This is a genomic window from Buttiauxella ferragutiae (genome assembly GCF_022637515.1).
Taxonomy (GTDB): Bacteria; Pseudomonadota; Gammaproteobacteria; order Enterobacterales; family Enterobacteriaceae; genus Buttiauxella; species Buttiauxella ferragutiae.
Genome location: NZ_CP093332.1, coordinates 3,205,820 through 3,226,022, shown reverse-complemented (window position 1 = coordinate 3,226,022; position 20,203 = coordinate 3,205,820). Strand labels below are relative to the sequence as shown.

Sequence of the window (20,203 nt, the reverse complement as noted above, 5' to 3'; positions counted from 1 at the left end):
GAGGCACAATGTTGGATTTTCTGGCGCAAACCCTGGCAGGGAAAGTGCCAACTCATAGCGCAGGTAAGAATACTCATCTGCATTGGCAATGGTGGGATGAAGGGATTTTGACCCTTATTCCACATCAAAGCGTGGAAAAAACGCTGGTGTTATCGGCGGGCATTCATGGTAACGAAACTGCACCGGTGGAAATCCTCGCGCAGTTAGTGGACAGCCTTCTGGCAGGCAAGATGGCTTTGCAGTGGCGGGTGTTGGTGATCCTCGGCAACCCTGCGGCGTTGCGAAGCAACCAGCGTTATCAACACAGTGATATGAATCGCATGTTTGGCGGCGGCTGGCAGCAGTTCCCGGAAAGCGTGGAAACGCAGCGTGCCTGTCGCCTGGAGCATGCGTTAGATCTGTTTCTGGCCGAGTGCGAAGAGACGACTTGCTGGCATCTGGATATGCACACTGCGATCCGCAGCTCGTACCACCCGCGTTTTGGCGTGTTACCGGCGCGCGCTTTGCCTTACGATGAGGAGTTTCTCACGTGGTTAGGCTGTGCCGGTTTGCAAGCGCTGGTGTTTCATCAGGAACCGGGCGGCACATTTACCCATTTCAGTAGCGAGCATTTTAATGCGCAGAGCTGCACGCTGGAGCTGGGAAAAGCACAACCGTTTGGTGAAAACGATCTTAGCCAGTTTGAAGTGACCCGCCAGGCGTTGCAGGCACTGCTGAGCGGTGAAACATCTCCTTGTGCCGAGAGCAAACCGCTACGTTATAAAGTGGCGCAGCAGATCACGCGCCTGAGCGATGACTTTGTGCTGCATATGTCAGCGCAAACGCAAAACTTCACCGGGTTCCCAAAAGGCACTTTGCTGGCTGAAGATGGCGACACGCGCTATGTCGTGAAAGAGGATATCGAGTTTGTTTTATTCCCGAATCCGAAGGTGGCAATTGGATTGCGAGCCGGTTTAATGCTGCGCGAGATATGATTATTTCTGGCCTCGAATTCTGAGGCCAATAAATAATCACCCCTGCTGACAATAAGATGCAGATAATTCTTATTCGATGCTTTATTCAACATTCTAATTACGCTACACTCTCTTCATAATTCCTTTAAAATCATCGCCTTGTTATATTCTGTTGCAATTCCTGCCTGCTTTATCCTTATTCTCTCCATAATTGCTGAAAATTTGTTTTTTACCCTTGCAATGCTTTACCGATGCGGACTATTACTTGACGCAGAACACCGTAGACTTAATTTCGTCAACGCGGCAAACCTTGTCGTAATAGAAATCAGAACAGGAATAAACAATATGCGTAAACTAACAGCTCTCTTTGTTGCTTCAACTCTGGCTCTGGGCGCGGCAAATCTGGCTCATGCAGCTGACACCACCACGGCGGCCAAAACGGATGCACCAATGATGCACCATAAAGGTATGCGTGGCGGCAACCACGATATGATGTTTAAGGACCTGAACCTGACCGACGCGCAGAAACAGCAAGTGCGTGACATCATGAAAGAACAGCGCGGTAAAATGGAGCGTCCTTCAGTAGAAGAACGTCGTGCGGCGCACAACATCATCACCAGCGACAGCTTCGATAAAGCCAAAGCACAGGCGCAAGTCGATAAAATGGCTGAACAGAACAAAGCTCGCATGATGGCTCATATGGAAGCGCAGAATAAGATCTACAACATTCTGACGCCGGAGCAGAAAAAACAATTTAATGCCAATTTTGAGAAGCGTCTGACAGAACGCCCTCAACATGAAGGTAAAATGCCTGCAGATCAGGAATAACTGATCGATTGACTTAAGACCGCCGGTTTTGTCCACAAAGCGTTATCGCAGTGGGCAGAACCGGCGGTTTTCTTTTACCCGTCCTGCAACTCGAATTATTTAGGGTAAATATCTTAATCTTCAAATTTTTTGTAGGGTGGATAAGCGCAGCGTCATCCACCATTAACGACTCGCCACTCAGGCTATTTGCTGCGCACTACTCAACATCGAACGAATAAGCTGTTCGAGCAACGGTTGCAGTTGCTGCGCACGATCGCCGCGCCATGCGAATGGCGGCTGTTCATCCATATAATTGCACTGCGCCAGTTCCAGTTGCACCGCGTGGACCCCTTGAGCGGGTTGCCCGTAAGCACGGGTAATGTAGCCCCCTTTGAAACGCCCATTCGCCACCCAGCTAAACTGTTTCTGCGAAGCCGCGCAAGCCACCAGATGCTCTTCAATCAGCTCATCACAACTCTTGCCACCGTTGGTCCCGAAATTGAGATCCGGTAGTTTCCCTTCAAACAAACGCGGAATCTGGCTGGCAATAGAATGCGCGTCAAACAACAGCGCGTAGCCATGCTCGGCTTTCATCCTTTCCAGCTCGCTTTGTAATTGCAGATGATAAGGCTGCCAGATATTGTCCAGCGCTGCTTTGCGCGACTGCTGGCTGGGTTCTTTACCGGGGATAAAAACCGGCGTTCCATCAAACAACGTTTCAGGATACAACCCGGTAGTGGCGGTGGTGTAGAGCGGTTTATCATCGGCGGGGCGGTTTAAATCGATAACCATGCGCGAATAGTTACCGCTAATCACGCTGCCGCCCAACCTATGGATGAAGTCATAAAGTTTTGGGATATGCCAGTCGGTATCTGGCAATGGTTTTGCTGCATCGCTTAACGCCGACTCAACTTCTGGCGTTAGAGCCGTGCCTGCGTGAGGAATGCTGATAAGGATCGGCAGTTTCCCTCGGCTGAAATTAAAAGGTGCTGTCACGTTTCTCTCCCTGATAAATCACGGTGCAGGGCAGTTGCCCCCCTAACCAATAGACCAGTTCTGCAGGACGCGCCACGGGCCAGTGCACAAAGTTAGCAACTTTCCCGCATTCAAGACTGCCGTGGCTTTCACGAATCCCCAAAGCCTGCGCGGCATGCAGTGTCACACCGGCCAGCGCTTCTTCAGGCGTTAAGCCAAACAGAGTGCAGGCCATATTCAACATTAAACGTAATGAGAGCGCCGGAGAGGTGCCTGGATTCATATCACTGGCGACCGCCATCGGCACGCCATATTTTCGAAATGATGCCACTGGTGGCTGCTGTTTTTCCCGTAACAGATAAAATGCCCCCGGCAACAGCACCGCAACGGTATTGGCTGCGGCCATTGCTTGTGCGTCAGCCTCGGTGGCGTATTCCAGATGATCGGCAGATAACGCCTGATAACGCGCCGCCAGGCTACTGCCCGCGAGAGCGGAAAGTTGTTCGGCATGAAGTTTTACCGGCATGCCTAAAGCGCGGGCGGTAGCAAAAACGGTTTCAGTTTGCGCGGGGCTAAAAGCCAAATGCTCGCAAAACGCATCCACCGCATCCGCCAGCTTTTCTGCGGTGACTCGCGGCAGAAGTTGTTCGCAGACTACTTCAACCCATTTGTCACCATCGCCGCTGAACTCCGGTGGAATGGCATGTGCGGCAAGACAAGTGGCATACACTTCGACCGGCAATGTTTCGCCAAGTTTGCGAATCACGCGCAGCATTTTGATTTCGTTGTCGATATCCAGACCATAGCCTGACTTAATTTCGACTGTCGTCACTCCTTCTTGCAAAAGCTGGTGCAAACGCTGACGAGCCGAATTCAGCAGTTCATCTTCGCCAGCTTCGCGCGTGTGGCGCACCGTGGAGAGGATCCCACCACCTTTTGCGGCAATTTCTGCATAGCTCACGCCATTTAAACGCATTTCAAATTCAGCACTGCGATCGCCACCGAACACCAGATGGGTATGACAATCAATAAAACCAGGGGTCACAGTCCCGCCATCAAAATGGTGATGTTCCTGCGCCTTAATGGCAGGGAGTTCGTGACGTGCACCCAACCAGACGATTTTCCCTTGATGCACCGCGATGACACCGTCTTCAATCGTGTGGTACTGCCCGTCTTTCATAGTGACAAGCGATGCGCCACTCCACAGGCTGTCGCAGATGCGAGGGTAGGTCATGACATTCTCCACGTCAGGTTGTATAGACAATTGACTACAACCTAGCGCAGCATATTAAGTTGAGCAACCAGGTTGCGACTAAAGCACCGGGCAACTGCTCATTTTGTTGTCCGTCACACAATTTTTTAGCAAACGATGAATTTGGATTGCGTCGGCATGAATTAATCGCTAAATCATTGTCATCGCAAAAGAAGGAATTAAAACTATGCCAGCATTTTTTGCTCCAGTGGTCATGCTCCCGCAAGGTTGGGGGCACAACGTGCGTATTAGCGTCAATGAACAAGGGACGATTACTCATGTCGAGGTTGGCGCGTCTGGTGAGAATGCCACGCTGCTGGCGGGCGTGGTGATTCCTTCTATCTCGAATTTACATTCGCACGCTTTTCAGCGGGTGATGGCCGGGCTGACTGAAGTGGCGGGCGACCCGCAGGACAGTTTCTGGACGTGGCGCGACATGATGTACCGCATGGTGCAGAAATTGTCCCCAGAGCAAGTCGGTGCGATTGCCACGCATTTATATATTGATATGCTCAAGGGCGGTTACACGCAGGTCGCTGAATTTCATTATTTACATCATGACGTTAACGGGAAACCGTACGCGTCTGGTGATTTGATGCTACAGCAATTGCTGCTTGCTGCCGATAACAGCGGAATAGGGCAAACGCTATTGCCGGTGCTGTATAGCCATGCGGGCTTTGGGGCGCAGCCACCACAACCCGGTCAGAAAAGATTTATTCAGGATGTCGACCGTTATTTGCGCCAGCAACAAGCACTGGGCACCGCATTACGTCGCTATCCACATATTAATCACGGCCTGTGTTTCCACTCGTTGCGGGCGGTGACGCAAGAGCAAATGGAAGATGTCCTGGAAGCGAGCGACTATCGCTTGCCGGTGCATATCCATATTGCCGAGCAAGAAAAAGAAGTGAATGACTGCGTGGCCTGGAGTGGTGAACGCCCGGTGGAATGGCTGTTTAACCGCTTTGCCGTCGATGACCGCTGGTGCCTGGTTCACGCCACGCATTTGTCGGCTGAAGAGTTGACCCAAATTGTCGAAAGCCGCGCGGTGGCGGGCTTGTGTCCGACTACCGAAGCGAATCTCGGCGATGGTATCTTCCCGGCGACGAATTTCATCGCCCAGGGCGGGCATTGGGGAATTGGTTCCGACAGCCATGTTTCCGTCAATGCGCTGGAAGAATTACGCTGGCTCGAGTACGCGCAGCGTCTGCGCGACAAACGTCGTAATCGCATCGTGTTGCCGGAACTACCGCAGGTTGGAGAAGTGCTCTGGCGCCAGGCGGCAGTAGGCGGAGCGCAAGCATGCGGGGTGACCATGGGGATGATAGCGCCTGGGCAACGTGCCGACTGGTTAGTGCTCGAACGCGATTCCTGGCTGGCAAATATTGCCGATTACGCGCTGATTAACCGCTGGTTGTTTGCTGGACGCAGTGACCAAATTAGAGATGTGTGGGTGGCTGGAAAACAGATAATTTCTGACCGGCAGCACCCGCTCGATGAACAAAGCAACACACAGTTTGCGCAGGTAATGCGCACCCTTCAGGAGTGGTGATGGAATTCTTTGATATACGGAAAGTGCCCGTCAGCTTGTGGCGAAACGGGGCCGGAGAAACCCGAGAAATTTGCTGCTTTCCGCCTGCAACGCGTGATTTCAACTGGCGTGCCAGTATCGCTTCAATCGCCAGTAGCGGCGAGTTTTCGGCATTCCCGCAGGTCGACCGTGTTATCACTTTGCTTGAAGGCGGCGAAGTCGTTCTGGATGCCGGAAAGGCGTTTCGTCACACCCTTAAGCACTTTCAGCCGTTTGCCTTTGCCGGGGATTACACCGTAAAAGCCGAGCTGAAACAGGGGATGTCGATGGATTTTAATATCATGACCCATCGTGACCGTTGCCGCGCCAAAGTGCGCGTTGCCGACCGCACATTCACCACTTTCGCCCCGCGTGGCGGCATTGTGTATGTGTTGAGTGGTGAATGGCAACTGGGTGACAAACTGCTGACGCCGGAGCAAGGCGCGTGGTGGCAAGATGGCCGCCACACTTTGCGCTTGCTGAAAACCGAAGGGAAATTGCTGTTTAGCGAAATCACTTACCTCTGACTACTGCTGAAACTCCCCACTAACTGATAACGCGTGCCCGGATACAACAGCCGGGCCACCGTCACCACCTGCGAATGATGCCAGGTTCGCCGTTGAATCAACAGGCAAGGCTGGCTGGCAGTCACTTCGAGCAGCCCTTGCTGTGTTTCATCCGCCAGCACCGCTTCGACGATATGTTCGCCCGAGGTTAACGGCGCAACCTTGCTCAAATAATGGTGCGGGGTGATGGTGCGGAAATCTTGCTGTAAATAATCTGCGGCCAGCGCCGGATTCACATACCGCGTTTCAAGCTGTACCGCCATATCGTTATCGTAATGAACCAGTTGCGAATAAAACAGCGGCTCGCCAATGTTCACTGAAAAGGCGTGTGCCAGTTTTTCATCGGCTTGCACTTGTTCAAGTACCACGACCTGATTGCGATAATGGTGACCGCGCGCGGCGATCTCCTCGGCAATGCTGCCCACTTCCAGCATTGCGGTATGGCCTTTTTGCTCGGCCACAAACGTCCCGACGCCCTGCATCCGCACCAGCCAACCTTCTCCGGTCAGCTCGCGAAGCGCGCGGTTGATGGTCATTCTGCTGACATTGAGCGCATTCACCAACTCAGTTTCCGACGGCACGCGCTGATGAGCAAGCCAGCTGCCGCTGCGAATCTGGCTAATAATCGCCTGCTTAACCCGCAAGTAAATCGGCGCGGGCAAATCACTGATAGCGGCGCGTAGTTGGGCAAGAGGCTGCGTATCTGACATCAACGGTTCCTTAAAAATGGTATTTTGCGGTGAAAGCGGGATCTCGCTCACTGTTCAATAAAAATTACCTATTACCTGCTGGCGGTCATTTGGGTTTATTCGTTAGGTTGTCTATACAACCATATACGTTCATATGAATTGATGCCATCAGGATGTCGCTATGTCACTGCAAAAAAAGCTGTGTTGTCTTACTCCGGGGCGCGTAACGCTCGCCACTCTGCGTGAAATCTACCACGGAAGCGTCACTCTAAGCCTTGATCCGCAGGCGGTTGATGCTGTCGTGAAGTCACAACAAACCGTTGAAGCCATCGTCAACCAAGGCGATGTGGTTTACGGCATTAATACGGGTTTTGGCAAACTGGCGCAAACCACCATTGCCAAAGACCATTTGGCTGAACTGCAACGCAATCTGGTGCTTTCGCACAGCGTTGGGTTAGGGAAACCGTTGCCAGATGACGTGGTACGCCTGGTGATGGCGAGCAAAATTATCAGCCTGGCGCGCGGCCATTCCGGTGTGCGTATGAACGTTATCGACAGCTTATTGCGCCTGTTTAATGCCGGTGTGATGCCGGTTATTCCGGAAAAGGGTTCGGTTGGCGCATCGGGCGATCTCGCCCCGCTGGCCCATCTTTCGCTGATGTTACTGGGCGAAGGAAATGTGCGTATTAACGGCGAAGAAATACCAGCCGTTGCCGGGCTAAAAATGGCGGGCGTCGAGCCGTTAGTGCTCGGGCCAAAAGAGGGGCTGGCGTTACTCAACGGCACCCAGGTTTCGACGGCGCTTGCGCTGCGCGGCTTGTTCGAAGGCGAGAAAGTCTTTGGTGCAGGGCTGGTGGCGGGGGCGTTATCGCTCGAAGCGATTAAAGGTTCGGTAAAACCGTTTGATGCGCGCATTCACGAAGCGCGTGGGCAAACCGGGCAAATTGATGTTGCTGCCGCTGTCAGAGCGTTGCTGGCAGACAGCGAGATTGTCGATTCCCATCAACACTGCGGGCGTGTGCAAGACCCGTATTCCATTCGCTGTGTGCCGCAAGTGATGGGCGCATGCCTCGATAACCTGCGCCACGCGGCACGAGTGCTGCAAATCGAAGCCAATGCCGCATCCGATAACCCGCTGGTGTTTAGCGAAACCGGTGAAGTGATTTCTGGCGGCAATTTCCACGCCGAGCCGGTGGCCTTTGCCGCCGATATTATCGCGCTAGCGGTAGCTGAAATCGGCGCGATTTCCGAGCGCCGTCTGGCATTGTTGCTGGATACCGGGCTTTCTGGCTTGCCGCCATTCCTGGTGAAAGAGGGCGGAATTAACTCCGGCTTTATGATTGCCCAGGTCACCGCCGCCGCACTGGCATCGGAAAACAAATCGCTGGCGCATCCTGGCAGCGTTGACAGCTTGCCAACCTCGGCCAACCAGGAAGACCACGTTTCGATGGCGACTTACGCTGCTCGCCGCCTGGGTGACATGTGCTTCAACACCGCCGCTGTGGTGGGCATTGAAGCGATGGCAGCCGCGCAGGGCATCGAGTTTTCACGCCCGTTGCGCAGCTCACCACTCATGGAGCAGGTGTTCAACGGTGTGCGTGAGCGCGTCGCCTTCCTCGAGAAAGATCGCTTACTGGCGCCTGATATTGAAAGCATGCGCCAGTGGGGTGCCAGCGGTGAGTTGCCTGCTGTGATTACTCAACTGTTTCCTTCTACATCGGCCTGAAGCCGGGAGCCACTACAATGACTGAATCTGTAAAACAGGCGGTAGCCCGCACGGTACGCGCTCCACATGGCAACACATTACATTGCGAAAACTGGTTGATCGAAGCGGCTTACCGCATGATCCAGAACAACCTTGATCCTGATGTGGCAGAGCGTCCGGAAGATCTGGTGGTGTACGGTGGGATCGGCAAAGCGGCACGAAACTGGGAGTGTTTTGAGCAGATCCTCGCTTCGCTACGCAGCCTGAAAGCCGATGAAACGCTGTTGGTGCAGTCCGGTAAACCGGTGGGCATTTTCCGCACCCACGCCGATGCACCGCGTGTGCTAATCGCCAACTCCAACCTGGTGCCACACTGGGCGACCTGGGATCATTTCCACGAACTCGATAAAGCCGGGCTGATGATGTACGGCCAGATGACTGCCGGCTCGTGGATTTACATCGGTGCGCAGGGCATCGTGCAGGGGACGTTTGAAACCTTCGCGGAAGCCGGACGCCAGCATTACGGTGGCGATTTGCGCGGCAAGTGGATCTTGACTGCGGGACTCGGTGGTATGGGTGGCGCACAACCGCTGGCAGGCGTGTTAGCGGGCGCTTCGGTGCTGGCGATCGAATGCCAGGAGTCACGTATTGATTTCCGTCTGCGTACCCGTTACCTGGATTACAAAGCAACCAATCTTGACGAAGCGCTGGCAATGATCGAGCAAGCCAATGCGCAGAAAAAAGCGATCTCGGTTGGGCTGCTGGGTAATGCAGCAGAACTGGTGCCTGAACTGGTTAAACGCGCCAAGGCGGGCGGCATTAAACCAGACATCGTCACCGATCAAACTTCGGCTCACGATCCGGTCAACGGCTATTTGCCGCTGGGCTGGACAGTTGAACGCTGGCAGAGCGAGCGCACCACACAGCCAAAAGTGGTCGAGAAAGCGGCGCGTGAATCGATGGCGGTGCACGTTCAGGCCATGCTCGATTTCTGGGAGATGGGCGTGCCGACGGTGGATTACGGCAACAATATCCGTCAGGTGGCATTCGATGAAGGTGTAGAAAATGCCTTTGATTTCCCGGGCTTTGTTCCGGCCTACATTCGCCCGCTGTTCTGCGAAGGAAAAGGGCCATTCCGCTGGGTGGCGCTGTCGGGCGATCCGCAAGATATTGCAAAAACCGATGCCAAACTCAAAGAGCTGTTCCCGGATAACCAGAATCTGCATCGCTGGCTGGATATGGCGCAAGAGCGTATTGCCTTCCAGGGATTACCGGCGCGTATTTGCTGGCTGGGGCTGGGAGAGCGCCATCGTGCAGGGCTGGCGTTTAACGAAATGGTGCGTAACGGTGAGTTAAAAGCGCCGGTGGTGATAGGCCGTGACCATCTGGACTGCGGTTCGGTGGCGTCACCAAACCGTGAAACCGAGTCGATGAAAGATGGCTCTGATGCGGTTTCCGACTGGCCGTTGCTCAACGCACTATTAAATACGGCTGGTGGTGCGACATGGGTCAGCCTGCACCACGGCGGTGGCGTGGGGATGGGCTTCTCGCAACACGCCGGAGTGGTGATTGTTGCTGATGGCACACCGGAAGCGGAAGTGCGCTTAGGCCGCGTATTGTGGAATGACCCGGCAACGGGCGTGATGCGTCACGCCGATGCCGGTTATGAGAGTGCCATTGAGTGTGCGAAGCAGCATGATTTGAAGCTGCCGATGGTGAAATAAAGCGTTAACCATAACGGCGGGTTGCTAGCCAACACAGCAGTGACCCGCCAACCACCATACTGACTCCCTGCCAGAATCCCCAACCCGGATGTAACCCCAACCACAAACTGGCGATTAACGCCGAAAGCACTGGCGTGAAATACGATGCGGTTGCCAGCAACGTCATATTGCCGCGCTGAATGCCATGGTTCCATGCCGAATAGGCCAGCGCAGTCGATGCACCCATAAATAGCAATTGCAGCGTGGCAGGCAGCGTAAAGTGAATCGGCGCTTCGTTAACGAAGGCAAACTTCACCCACAATACCAGCGCGGTGGCGCAGAAAAACAGCGACACGCCATTTTTCCCGTCACTCCAGCGGCGCGTAATATTGCAGTACAACGCCCAGATTAGCGCGGCGGCGAAAGCGAGGCTGTAAGCCAGCGGGTTGTCGAGAATGTTGTGCCACATCTGTAGCACCGACCAGTCGCCATCGCCTTTCATCACCTGAACGATGCCCGCAAGGGAAAGCGCAAGTCCTGGCCATAACCATAAATTGCTGCGTTGTTGATTGATAAACAGCGCCAGTAAAATGGTCAGGCTCGGCCACAAATAGTTAATCATCCCCAGTTCCAGCGACTGGCTGCGGTTGTGCGCCAGCCCGATAGCCAGCGCGAGGCAGATTTCATAGCTGACGAATAACCCGCCGCCAATCCACAAATAACGAGTCGGGATTTCGCGGATTTTCGGTAAACCACGCGCCAGGCACAAGCAGACCGCGCTAACGGTATAAATTAGCGCGGCACCGCCAACCGGGCCAAAGTGTTCGCTGATGCTGCGTAATAAACCAACCGAGGTGCTCCAGAGGAGGATCGCCAGCAGCCCAAAGGCGGTGGCGCGTTTTGCAGAGCTGTCCATGTGTATCCAGAGTGGTATTGGCGGATGGCGCTGCGCTGGGAAAACCCGTTGTAGGTCGGATCGCAGCGTCACCCGACGCTATTTTCAGAAATGGCTATTTCCAGAAATCGTCAAACACCGTGATGGGTGTGCGGCGTTTGTGTTCGGTTTTCAGATACCAGCCTTCGATGATTTTGCTGGTGGCATCGTCCAGAGTTTTACCTTCCAGATAATCGTCAATCTGTTCGTAAGTCACGCCCAGTGCGGCTTCGTCCGGCAGAGAAGGGCGGTCGTCTTCCAGATCGGCGGTTGGCGCTTTCTGATACAAGTGTTCCGGGCAACCGAGTGTTTTCAGCAGCGCTTTGCCCTGGCGCTTGTTGAGGCGGAAAATTGGGTTGATGTCAGTGCCACCATCGCCGTATTTGGTGAAGAAACCGGTCACCGCTTCAGCGCCATGATCCGTTCCCACCACTACGCCTTTGGTCATTCCCGCAATGCTGTACTGGGCTTTCATGCGCTCACGGGCTTTTTCGTTGCCACGGATGAAATCGCTCAGTTCAATACCCGCTTCACGCAGCGCCTGTTCGCTTGCCAGCACCGCACCTTTAATGTTCACGGTTAATACGCGATCGGGCTGGATAAAGGTGATGGCGTCCTGGCAGTCTTGCTCATCAGCCTGCACGCCGAATGGCAAACGGACGGCGATAAACTGATAGCTGTCGTCAGCGGTTTCCTGGCGCAATTCGCTAATGGCGAGTTGGCACAGTTTACCGGTCAACGTGGAATCCTGGCCGCCGCTAATACCCAGAACCAGAGACTTAATAAACGGATAGGTTTTCAGATACGATTTCAGAAAATCGACACTGACACGAATTTCGTGTTCGGCATCGATCTGTGGTTTAACCCCTAGTGCCTGGATAATCTCTTGTTGCAGAGCCATTTAACCCTCCGGTTGCGGTGTGCCTGCGCGCGCAGGCAGCCATAGTCATATTTGTTAAAACTACCCGTTTGTCGGTAAAACGACAAGACTCATGCGATCGCTCCGGAATCATTTGACGCGATTTAGAGCGATTTGGCGCTAACCTGATGTTATGTCGGGTAATCCTAAATTTTGTTCATTTGGTCTGAATAGTTGAAAAAACCGCTTTTATATTCCAGGCTTATCTAACACGTTTAAGCAATTCCCTGAAAAACGAGGATAAAATATGAACAAGAATTTTGCGGGTTTTTTATGTGCAGCAGCGGTTATGACTATGCTTGCGGGTTGTACTGCCTACGACCGTACCAAAGATCAGGTCGCCACGCCGGTCGTGAAAGACGTGAAAAAAGGCATGAGCCGTGAGCAAGTGCAGCAGATTGCCGGTAAACCTTCGTCAGAAGTAACCATGATTCATGCGCGTGGGACTTGCCAGACTTATATTCTTGGCGAACGTGCAGGCAAAACCGAGACTTACTTTGTTGCACTGGATGACACCGGGCATGTGATCAACTCCGGCTATCAGACTTGTGCCGAGTACGATACTGACCCACAGACCAAGAAATAATATTGTAGTTTTGTCGGATGGCGCTACCGCTTATCCGACCTACGAAATGCAGTTGTAGGGTGGATAAGCGCAAGCGTTATCCACCTTTTTTTTGGGTTAAGCCGGAATATGCCCAACCTTATTATGCCGGGACCAAACCCGATGTGCGGCGAGTAGTGTCAGGAATTCATCGGTAAATAAATTCGTGACACTGTCACCTTCTATGACGCCTTCCTCGCCCTGGCTATCAATGCCCAGTTTGGTTTTAAACTGGCGGGCATCTCCGGCTAGGCCAATCACCTTCAAGTGTTTATAGGCTTCCAGTAAATAATATGTCGCGTCGCCATTGCTCAGAATGGTTTGCAGATCGCCTCCCGGCACTATCACGGCGTCGACACTGACCGATGGCGAACCGGCAAAAGTAGCGCCAATCGGCAGTAAAGAACCGTCGTCCGCGCTCACTTCGCCCATGCGCGAGAACAGCAGTTTGCTATGCACTCCCTGAGCTTTCAGCGCCTGCATCACCGCCAGAACATCTGCCGCATTGGCCTTCTCACTGAGTAGAATCGCCACCACGCGGCCTTTCACCGAACCACTTGGCACCGCATACAGACTCAGGCTGGGGTCTTTCTTCAGGCCGTTGACATCTTTCGGTGGCGCAACGTGCATTTGCTCGTCGGAAAGCTCAATTCCGAGATTTTCAGCAACCGGTTGGGCGAGTGAAATATCAATGTGCGTCAGGTGATCCAGCACTCTTTCGCGGATATACGGTCTTGCCACTTTGGACAATTCAAAGCTAAAGGCGCTGATAATATGTTGCTGTTCGACTGGCGTTTGGCTTTGCCAGAACAGCCGCGGCTGCGAGTAATATTCACCAAACGATGGGCTGCGTTCGCGAATCTTATGTCCTTCAACCCGCGTTTGATAACTCTCAAAGCCGCCACGTTTCGGCCCCGGAGGCGTTTCGCGCGGCCAGTTATCGTTAATGGAGTTCGGTTCGTAATTGGCAGGATTGCTGTCAATATCCATGCGGTGCATGCCATCACGCTGGAAATTGTGATACGGGCAGGTGGGGCGGTTTATCGGGATTTCATGGAAATTCGGGCCACCCAGGCGGCTGATTTGTGTATCGGTGTAGGAGAATAAGCGCCCCTGCAACAACGGGTCATTACTGAAATCAAGCCCCGGAACGATATGCCCCGGATGGAATGCCGCTTGTTCGTTTTCGGCAAAGAAGTTATCCGGATTACGGTTGAGCGTCATTTTGCCCACCAGATGGACTGGAACCAGTTCTTCCGGAATCAGTTTGGTCGGGTCTAACAAGTCAAAATCATATTTGAATTCGTCTTCTTCAGGGATTAATTGCAGCCCCAGTTCGTATTCCGGAAAATCGCCGGCTTCAATAGATTCCCATAAATCACGGCGGTGGAAGTCAGGGTCGCGGCCCGTTAGTTTTTGCGATTCATCCCACACCAGCGAGGCTTTACCGGCGGTCGGTTTCCAGTGGAAGCGCACGAACGTCGCTTTGCCTTCGGCATTAATCATGCGGAAAGTATGAATCCCGAAACCTTCCATGGTGCGATAGCTGCGCGGCAGGCCGCGGTCAGACATCGCCCACATGACGTTATGCAGGGTTTCAGGTTGCAGGGAAACATAATCCCAGAAGGTGTCGTGGGCGCTGCCACCTTGCGGGATTGCCCAGTGTGGCTCTGGTTTTACCGCGTGGACGAAATCGGGGAATTTATGTGCATCCTGAATAAAGAATACCGGCGTGTTGTTGCCGACTAAATCGAAAATACCTTCGTCGGTGTAAAACTTGGTGGCGAATCCGCGGATATCACGCACGGTATCGGCTGAACCTGCACCGCCCTGCACGGTAGAAAATCGCACAAAGACCGGGGTGATTTTGTCGGGGTCTGAAAGGAAATCTGCTTTGGTAATTTCTGCCATATTCTTATAGGGCTGGAAGTAACCGTGAGCCGCAGAACCACGAGCATGGACGATGCGCTCGGGGATACGCTCATGGTCGAAGTGGGTAATTTTTTCCCGCAGGATAAAATCTTCCAGAAGCGTAGGCCCGCGCGTACCGGCACGCAGTGAGTTTTGGTCATCGGCAATGCGCACACCTTGATTGGTGGTAAGCGGGAAGTTTTCTCCATCTTTGCGATGTACATCGAGGGATTTCAGTTTTTCGTTGGAGGTATCCGGGCTTTTATAACTTCCTGCAGCGGTAGGTTGCGCTCCTGGTGAACTGGGGTCGGTGGAAGGGCGGTGAGAACCATCTTCAGGTGCCAGAGAATCCATACCAGGCTTTGATTCATTGGCGTCATGTATTGGTGCACTGTGAGTTAAAGGATGTTTATTGTGCGTCGACATTGAATATTACCCCTTTAGTTAAAGCTGTTTTGTCGGGCAAAACAGCTTTAACTATAGAACAAGGTCATCTCAACGCGAGACGTGGAGGGGCGTTCTCCGTTATCATAGCGAAGTTACTCCTCAATTTAGTTTTGATTCCATTGCCTATGAAACCTTTGCGCCAACCGAATACTCGCCCTGTTCTTACGTATCAACCACGCGTTGAACCCGTACCACCGGCTCATGCGTGGCGAGTTGAAGGATTTAAAGACGTGTGGATGCTGCGTAATCGCTATGTGGCTTTTGTGCTGGTGGGAGATGCGTTCCGTCAGTCGCCGCCATTTACATTACCAGAGTCAGCGCAGCGTTGGGCGATGCAGGTAAGAAGTGAGAATGATGTAGGCTGATCTATCCTTCATCCTTCAAGTTGCAGGGGTGTTGGCTGCAACTCGAATGCTAACGGGTATCGAATGACGGCGGTTTTACCCGCCGTTACTGATTTCTTCAAACTCTTCGCAGCCGGTATCAAACCCTTCCGTGCAACTGACGTTCAGCCAATGCAATGCTTTCTGTTTATTGGTCGCGATAAAGCCTTTTTCACCATTTAAAAACAGCATTCCTGCCCAGTATTCGGCATAACCCGTGCGGGAAAGTGCCGAGCTGCGCTTGAACCAGAATGCCGCTTTGTCATCGTCTTGCACCACACCCACGCCATTTGCGTACAGCATGCCGTAAAACATTTGGGCATCGACCGCTGAGTCACTCTCAATGTCCTGTGAGGCGCTTTCCAGTAACTGCATGGCTTTCGAATAATCGGGCTTGCCCGCCTGGGTGTTCACCAGAATACGTGCCAGAACCACGCTTCCTGGTTTACTGCCGTGGGCGACGGCCTGTTCGGCTAACGATTTTGCCTGCTGGTAATCGCCATTTGCAGGATCATGGATTTTGAGTTGGGCCAGCAGAGCCATAGCATCGGCGTCACCCTGGGCCGCTGATTTTGCCGCCCAGCTTTCCGCTTGCTGATATTCGCCCGCACTGAAAAGGGTATCGGCAAGGTAAAACTGGGCGCGGCTGTCACCTTCCTGCGCATGTTGCAGGTAGGGGCTGTCCGGTGTTTCAGCCCACGCCGATGAGAGACACAACAGCAATAAAAAATAGAGTCGTTTCATAGAGAGAAGGGGTCCGTAGGAGACAATTTTATTTTGGCACCCTTTTGGGGCGCTCTATTTTATCAATAAAAAACGGCTCCCTTTTCAAGGAGCCGTTGTATTGTCGCAGATTCTACGGTGGTTTAGCTACTGCTTAGCGATGTGCCAGTTCGGCTTCTTCGTCGCTATTGAGTATTTCTTTATCGGTTTGTTTCATCAACTGGCTGGTGATGGTACCTGCCGTCATGGAACCGCTGACGTTCAGCGCGGTACGGCCCATGTCGATAAGCGGTTCAACCGAAATCAGCAATGCCACCAGCGTGACCGGCAAGCCCATGGCTGGCAGGACAATCAGGGCAGCGAATGTTGCACCACCACCGACACCCGCAACGCCTGCGGAGCTTACGGTGACAATCCCGACCAGTGTGGCAATCCAGACTGGATCCAATGGGTTGATACCGACGGTTGGCGCGACCATCACGGCCAGCATCGCTGGATACAGACCCGCACAACCGTTCTGACCGATGGTGGCCCCAAACGACGCGGCAAAGCTGGCGATGGACTCAGGCACACCCAGACGGCGAGTTTGAGCTTCAACGTTCAATGGAATACTGGCTGCACTGGAGCGGCTGGTGAAGGCAAAGGTCAGCACAGGCCAGACTTTGCGGAAGTATTTCAGCGGGCTCACACCGTTGACAGCCAACAGAACCGCGTGCACGCCGAACATAATTGCCAGACCGAGGTAAGAGGCCACCACGAAACTACCGAGTTTGATGATGTCTTGCAGGTTTGAACCAGCAACAACTTTGGTCATCAGCGCAAGAACACCGTACGGCGTCAGTTGCATGACCAGACGCACCAGTTTCATGACCCAGCTTTGCAGCGTGTCAATCGCAACCAGAACACGCTCGCCTTTTGGCGCATCGTCTTTCAGTAGTTTAAGAGCTGCTACACCGAGGAACGCGGCGAAAATCACCACGCTGATGATAGACGTTGGGTTAGCCCCTGTCAGGTCAGCAAACGGGTTCTTCGGCACGAATGACAGAATCAGTTGCGGTACGCTGAGGTCAGCCACTTTACCCACATAAGTGGTTTCGATTGCGCTCAGACGAGCGGTTTCAGCGGTGCCTTGCACCAGGCCTTCAGCCGTCAAACCAAACAAGTTGGTGACCAGCACGCCGACCAGCGCTGAAATCAGCGTGGTAAACAGCAATGTCCCGATGGTCAGAACGCTGATTTTGCCCAGAGAAGAGGCGTTATGCAGACGTGCCACCGCGCTCAGGATAGAGGCAAATACCAGCGGCATGACGATCATTTGCAGTAATTGAACATAGCCGTTACCGACAACGTTAAACCACTGAATAGACTGTTTCAGTACCGGACTGTCTTCGCCATAAATGGTGTGTAATGCAAGGCCAAAGACCACACCGATCACCAGACCAAGCAGTACTTTTTTTGCCAGACTCCACTGTTTGTGGCGAGTTTGTGCCAGCAACAGCAATAGAATAACGAACACGATAACGTTCGCTATGAGTGGAAAATTCATCCCCGTATCTCCTGAGTATATTTTAAACAGATGGACTGATTGCCACCTTTATTCTGTAAAGCGTACCAGAACCCTGGAGTTACTCTTATATTCAAAAGGAATTGATTATTACAATTCGAGCTATTTCGTTTAATTATTGTTCCAGGTGGTTATTTAAAAAACTATTAAAGGTCATTTGCAGCGAAATTATCATGTGCGATGACCAGCGCACCGCGCTGTTATCGGGCACACTTTGCGGCATCCACACGGCCAGACCAAACAACACCATGCACAAGGCACGTTCCAGTTGATTACCTTTTTGCGGCCTGATGATGGGAAAGCGAAAGCGCCAACGGCAGGGCCAAAGGAGTGGGACACCCGCAGGAGTGAGCATATCTGCCAAAATATGGCTTAAGTAACCCAACACCATGCCTTGAAGGGCATCGGCGGGAATCACCCAACTTTCGGGGACTTTGAGATAGAACAGTGCAAGGCTTGCGAAGACGGCAAATAAGCTGTGGGTAAAGCCCCGATGGCCGCAGGCGCGGGCAATGGGTTTGGAAAACCACGGCAAGCGTTGACCGAGAAATGACTTTGGGTGGTCAATATCAGGCAGCAAACAGGTCAGGATGGCTGAAGGCACAATATGCCACCAGTCTCCTTGAGCAAGCACAGGCGTGAGTTCGGCGTTTTTAGCGAATACTGCACAGGCAATGGAAAAAAGAAGGTGACCTTCCGCCGTCATGATACTACCCGGATGAAAACTGTCGATTCATACAGTATAGGGTTTTTATACAGTAGACGGAAGAGGTGACGGCGTAACATTTTGCAACCGCCGGATTCCCCGGCGGCGTGTTGTTTAGCGGGCTAACCAGCCTCCGTCGACGGCAATGGTGTAACCGTTGACATAATCGGAAGCACTGGAGGCAAGAAACACCACCGGGCCTTGCAGATCGGCAGGAACACCCCAACGACCCGCGGGAATTCGCTCGAGGATTTCATGGCTGCGGACTTCATCATCACGCAGTTGTTGAGTGTTGTTGGTTGCCATGTATCCCGGCGCGATCGCGTTGACATTGATATTATGTTGCGCCCATTCATTTGCCAGCAGGCGCGTTATGCCAAGCACGGCACTTTTAGATGCGGTGTAAGACGGGACTCTGATACCGCCCTGGAAGGACAACATGGAGGCGATATTAATAATCTTGCCGCCAGTGCCTTGTTTAATGAACTGTTTTGCCACCGCCTGAGAGAGAAAGAATACTGATTTAATGTTCAGGTTCATTACGTCGTCCCAGTTTTTCTCGCTAAATTCCAGCGCATCTTCCCGGCGAATGGTGCCTGCGTTATTTACAAGGATATCTATTTTCCCCATTCCTGCCACGGCCTGCGCAATGATGTCAGGGATCGCGTCTTGTTGGCTTAAATCTGCCTGGATGGCGAGAAAACGGCGATCCAAATCTCGCACTTTTTGCGCCGTTTCATGCGGGATTTTGCGGTTTACGCTGACGATGTCACAACCAGCCTCGGCAAGGCCAATCGCCATTCCCTGACCCAGTCCTGTATCGCATCCCGTGACAACAGCGACTTTGCCTTGCAGATTAAAAGCATCGAGAATCATAGTTACTCCGGTATCCGGAAAAGCGCATTTGCGCGTGTCTGTAAAGAGTAGATACGGGAGGGGGGAAACTCAAATATTTTTGAAATACTGTTTTAAAAAATTAGATGTCGGTATGGTTTTGAGAATGATGCGGGGAGCCCCGCATCATAATAAATTAGCCAATCAGGTGTTCGGCGCGTAATTCACTCAGCGAAGACAACTTCACATTTGCCAGGCACCAGCGCACGTCGTCACGGTTTTCTTCTGCGGGAACCACAATAGAACGCATGCGTGCGGCTTTGGTGGCAACCATGCCATTCACGGAGTCTTCAAGTGTCACACAGGCGAGCGGGTCAACAGCCAATTTAGCAGCGGCATCCAGATAAACCTGCGGATGGGGCTTGCTGTAAGGCAGATGTTCTGCCGAGGCGATGGCATCAAACTGGGAACGTAAGTCGAACATTTCCAGTACACGCTCAAGCATATGCGCAGGTGAAGCAGACGCTAAACCCACTTTCAGACCTTGCGCTTTACATAAAGCGACAGCTTCACGCACACCAGGCAAAATCGGACGCGTCTCTTCAATCAGGGCAATGGCGCGAGTAATCACGCGGTTTGTCACTTCTTCACGAGATGGGCCGTTCCACGGTTGTTTGGCAAACCACAGGTCAACAACCAGGTCGATACGCAAACCCAGCGTGTCAGGGAGTTCAGAGCGGCGGGAAATATCCACACCAACGCTAGCCAACACTTCCAGCTCGGCTTTGTCCCATAATGGTTCAGAATCAATCAGTAAACCGTCCATATCAAAAATCGCAGCTAAAATTTGGCGAGTCACAGCCATGTTTCGACTCCTGTCGGTGTGCATTACAGTTAAGATTACTTATCAATAGCTGGAATTTTCGCTTGTTGCCACTGCTTTGTGAGAATCGCCCGT

The 20,203-nt window shown here is 52.8% G+C and carries 19 protein-coding genes; 8 read left to right on the top strand and 11 right to left on the bottom strand.

Going from position 1 to position 20,203, the window contains the following annotated elements; all coding sequences use genetic code 11:
- Nucleotides 1-8: 8 nt before the first annotated feature.
- Entirely contained in the window at nucleotides 9-974 is a 966-nt protein-coding gene (astE, locus tag MNO13_RS14855) for a succinylglutamate desuccinylase (RefSeq protein ID WP_064547579.1), read from the top strand.
- Nucleotides 975-1,298: 324 nt separating this feature from the next.
- Nucleotides 1,299-1,781, top strand: a complete 483-nt coding sequence (gene spy, locus MNO13_RS14850) for an ATP-independent periplasmic protein-refolding chaperone Spy (RefSeq protein ID WP_064547577.1) — start codon at nucleotides 1,299-1,301, stop codon at nucleotides 1,779-1,781.
- 177 nt (nucleotides 1,782-1,958) lie between these two features.
- Here spy and hutG read toward each other — a convergent pair whose 3' ends face one another.
- The gene (hutG, locus tag MNO13_RS14845) at nucleotides 1,959-2,756 is read right to left on the bottom strand and encodes an N-formylglutamate deformylase (RefSeq protein ID WP_241938945.1); all 798 of its coding nucleotides are present in this window, start codon (nucleotides 2,754-2,756) and stop codon (nucleotides 1,959-1,961) included.
- A complete protein-coding gene (hutI, locus tag MNO13_RS14840; protein ID WP_241938944.1) occupies nucleotides 2,740-3,969 on the bottom strand; it encodes an imidazolonepropionase in 1,230 nt (409 codons plus the stop codon). Before hutI ends, hutG begins: the two co-directional genes overlap by 17 nt.
- A gap of 205 nt (nucleotides 3,970-4,174) precedes the next feature.
- Here hutI and MNO13_RS14835 point away from each other — a divergent pair, with 205 nt between their 5' ends.
- Complete coding sequence (locus MNO13_RS14835) at nucleotides 4,175-5,539, top strand: formimidoylglutamate deiminase (protein ID WP_064547571.1); 1,365 nt, start codon at nucleotides 4,175-4,177, stop codon at nucleotides 5,537-5,539.
- Nucleotides 5,539-6,084, top strand: a complete 546-nt coding sequence (ves, locus tag MNO13_RS14830; protein WP_064547570.1) for an environmental stress-induced protein Ves — start codon at nucleotides 5,539-5,541, stop codon at nucleotides 6,082-6,084. Before MNO13_RS14835 ends, ves begins: the two co-directional genes overlap by 1 nt.
- On the opposite strand, the gene hutC is transcribed toward ves, so the two are convergent.
- Entirely contained in the window at nucleotides 6,075-6,833 is a 759-nt protein-coding gene (gene hutC / locus MNO13_RS14825) for a histidine utilization repressor (protein WP_064547568.1), read from the bottom strand. The genes ves and hutC overlap by 10 nt on opposite strands.
- 160 nt (nucleotides 6,834-6,993) lie before the next feature.
- Here hutC and hutH point away from each other — a divergent pair, with 160 nt between their 5' ends.
- Together hutH and hutU are read left to right on the top strand one after the other, a co-directional pair.
- Nucleotides 6,994-8,538 (top strand): histidine ammonia-lyase, encoded by a 1,545-nt coding sequence (gene hutH / locus MNO13_RS14820; RefSeq protein WP_121815437.1) that lies wholly within the window; start codon nucleotides 6,994-6,996, stop codon nucleotides 8,536-8,538.
- Between the two features lie 17 nt (nucleotides 8,539-8,555).
- On the top strand, nucleotides 8,556-10,241 hold the full coding sequence (gene hutU / locus MNO13_RS14815) for a urocanate hydratase (RefSeq protein ID WP_237931270.1): 1,686 nt from the start codon (nucleotides 8,556-8,558) through the stop codon (nucleotides 10,239-10,241).
- Nucleotides 10,242-10,245: 4 nt separating this feature from the next.
- Here the strand turns inward: hutU and yddG are convergent, their stop codons facing one another.
- Complete coding sequence (gene yddG / locus MNO13_RS14810) at nucleotides 10,246-11,136, bottom strand: aromatic amino acid DMT transporter YddG (protein WP_121815438.1); 891 nt, start codon at nucleotides 11,134-11,136, stop codon at nucleotides 10,246-10,248.
- 94 nt (nucleotides 11,137-11,230) lie between these two features.
- Nucleotides 11,231-12,055 carry an ammonia-dependent NAD(+) synthetase gene (gene nadE, locus MNO13_RS14805; protein ID WP_064547560.1) on the bottom strand — a complete coding sequence of 275 codons (825 nt, stop codon included), beginning with the start codon at nucleotides 12,053-12,055 and terminating at the stop codon, nucleotides 11,231-11,233.
- 265 nt (nucleotides 12,056-12,320) lie between these two features.
- Between nadE and osmE the strand changes: the two genes are divergently transcribed.
- A complete protein-coding gene (osmE, locus tag MNO13_RS14800; RefSeq protein ID WP_064547558.1) occupies nucleotides 12,321-12,659 on the top strand; it encodes an osmotically-inducible lipoprotein OsmE in 339 nt (112 codons plus the stop codon).
- Nucleotides 12,660-12,755: 96 nt separating this feature from the next.
- On the opposite strand, the gene katE is transcribed toward osmE, so the two are convergent.
- Nucleotides 12,756-15,014, bottom strand: coding sequence for a catalase HPII (gene katE, locus MNO13_RS14795; protein WP_133522589.1), 2,259 nt, complete (start codon nucleotides 15,012-15,014; stop codon nucleotides 12,756-12,758).
- Between the two features lie 146 nt (nucleotides 15,015-15,160).
- Here katE and cedA point away from each other — a divergent pair, with 146 nt between their 5' ends.
- The gene (gene cedA / locus MNO13_RS14790) at nucleotides 15,161-15,400 is read left to right on the top strand and encodes a cell division activator CedA (protein WP_064547621.1); all 240 of its coding nucleotides are present in this window, start codon (nucleotides 15,161-15,163) and stop codon (nucleotides 15,398-15,400) included.
- 75 nt (nucleotides 15,401-15,475) lie between these two features.
- Here cedA and MNO13_RS14785 read toward each other — a convergent pair whose 3' ends face one another.
- The 5 genes from MNO13_RS14785 to hxpB form a co-directional block, all read right to left on the bottom strand.
- The gene (locus tag MNO13_RS14785) at nucleotides 15,476-16,162 is read right to left on the bottom strand and encodes a tetratricopeptide repeat protein (RefSeq protein ID WP_064547554.1); all 687 of its coding nucleotides are present in this window, start codon (nucleotides 16,160-16,162) and stop codon (nucleotides 15,476-15,478) included.
- Between the two features lie 133 nt (nucleotides 16,163-16,295).
- The gene (locus tag MNO13_RS14780; protein WP_064547552.1) at nucleotides 16,296-17,687 is read right to left on the bottom strand and encodes an L-cystine transporter; all 1,392 of its coding nucleotides are present in this window, start codon (nucleotides 17,685-17,687) and stop codon (nucleotides 16,296-16,298) included.
- A gap of 133 nt (nucleotides 17,688-17,820) precedes the next feature.
- Nucleotides 17,821-18,411: a metal-dependent hydrolase gene (locus MNO13_RS14775; protein ID WP_064547550.1), complete on the bottom strand. Its 591-nt coding sequence runs from the start codon at nucleotides 18,409-18,411 to the stop codon at nucleotides 17,821-17,823.
- Between the two features lie 114 nt (nucleotides 18,412-18,525).
- Entirely contained in the window at nucleotides 18,526-19,287 is a 762-nt protein-coding gene (kduD, locus tag MNO13_RS14770; protein ID WP_064547548.1) for a 2-dehydro-3-deoxy-D-gluconate 5-dehydrogenase KduD, read from the bottom strand.
- 154 nt (nucleotides 19,288-19,441) lie between these two features.
- Entirely contained in the window at nucleotides 19,442-20,110 is a 669-nt protein-coding gene (hxpB, locus tag MNO13_RS14765; protein WP_064547546.1) for a hexitol phosphatase HxpB, read from the bottom strand.
- Nucleotides 20,111-20,203: the final 93 nt, after the last annotated feature.

Coding starts and splice junctions, on each gene's coding strand:
- nadE (WP_064547560.1), bottom strand. CDS start 12,055: ATGGCTCTGCAACAAGAGATTATCCAGGCACTAGGGGTTAAACCACAG.
- MNO13_RS14775 (WP_064547550.1), bottom strand. CDS start 18,411: ATGACGGCGGAAGGTCACCTTCTTTTTTCCATTGCCTGTGCAGTATTC.
- MNO13_RS14835 (WP_064547571.1), top strand. CDS start 4,175: ATGCCAGCATTTTTTGCTCCAGTGGTCATGCTCCCGCAAGGTTGGGGG.
- yddG (WP_121815438.1), bottom strand. CDS start 11,136: ATGGACAGCTCTGCAAAACGCGCCACCGCCTTTGGGCTGCTGGCGATC.
- MNO13_RS14780 (WP_064547552.1), bottom strand. CDS start 17,687: ATGAATTTTCCACTCATAGCGAACGTTATCGTGTTCGTTATTCTATTG.
- hutI (WP_241938944.1), bottom strand. CDS start 3,969: ATGACCTACCCTCGCATCTGCGACAGCCTGTGGAGTGGCGCATCGCTT.
- hutC (WP_064547568.1), bottom strand. CDS start 6,833: ATGTCAGATACGCAGCCTCTTGCCCAACTACGCGCCGCTATCAGTGAT.
- osmE (WP_064547558.1), top strand. CDS start 12,321: ATGAACAAGAATTTTGCGGGTTTTTTATGTGCAGCAGCGGTTATGACT.
- astE (WP_064547579.1), top strand. CDS start 9: ATGTTGGATTTTCTGGCGCAAACCCTGGCAGGGAAAGTGCCAACTCAT.
- ves (WP_064547570.1), top strand. CDS start 5,539: ATGGAATTCTTTGATATACGGAAAGTGCCCGTCAGCTTGTGGCGAAAC.
- spy (WP_064547577.1), top strand. CDS start 1,299: ATGCGTAAACTAACAGCTCTCTTTGTTGCTTCAACTCTGGCTCTGGGC.
- hutU (WP_237931270.1), top strand. CDS start 8,556: ATGACTGAATCTGTAAAACAGGCGGTAGCCCGCACGGTACGCGCTCCA.
- hutH (WP_121815437.1), top strand. CDS start 6,994: ATGTCACTGCAAAAAAAGCTGTGTTGTCTTACTCCGGGGCGCGTAACG.
- MNO13_RS14785 (WP_064547554.1), bottom strand. CDS start 16,162: ATGAAACGACTCTATTTTTTATTGCTGTTGTGTCTCTCATCGGCGTGG.
- kduD (WP_064547548.1), bottom strand. CDS start 19,287: ATGATTCTCGATGCTTTTAATCTGCAAGGCAAAGTCGCTGTTGTCACG.
- katE (WP_133522589.1), bottom strand. CDS start 15,014: ATGTCGACGCACAATAAACATCCTTTAACTCACAGTGCACCAATACAT.
- hxpB (WP_064547546.1), bottom strand. CDS start 20,110: ATGGCTGTGACTCGCCAAATTTTAGCTGCGATTTTTGATATGGACGGT.
- cedA (WP_064547621.1), top strand. CDS start 15,161: ATGAAACCTTTGCGCCAACCGAATACTCGCCCTGTTCTTACGTATCAA.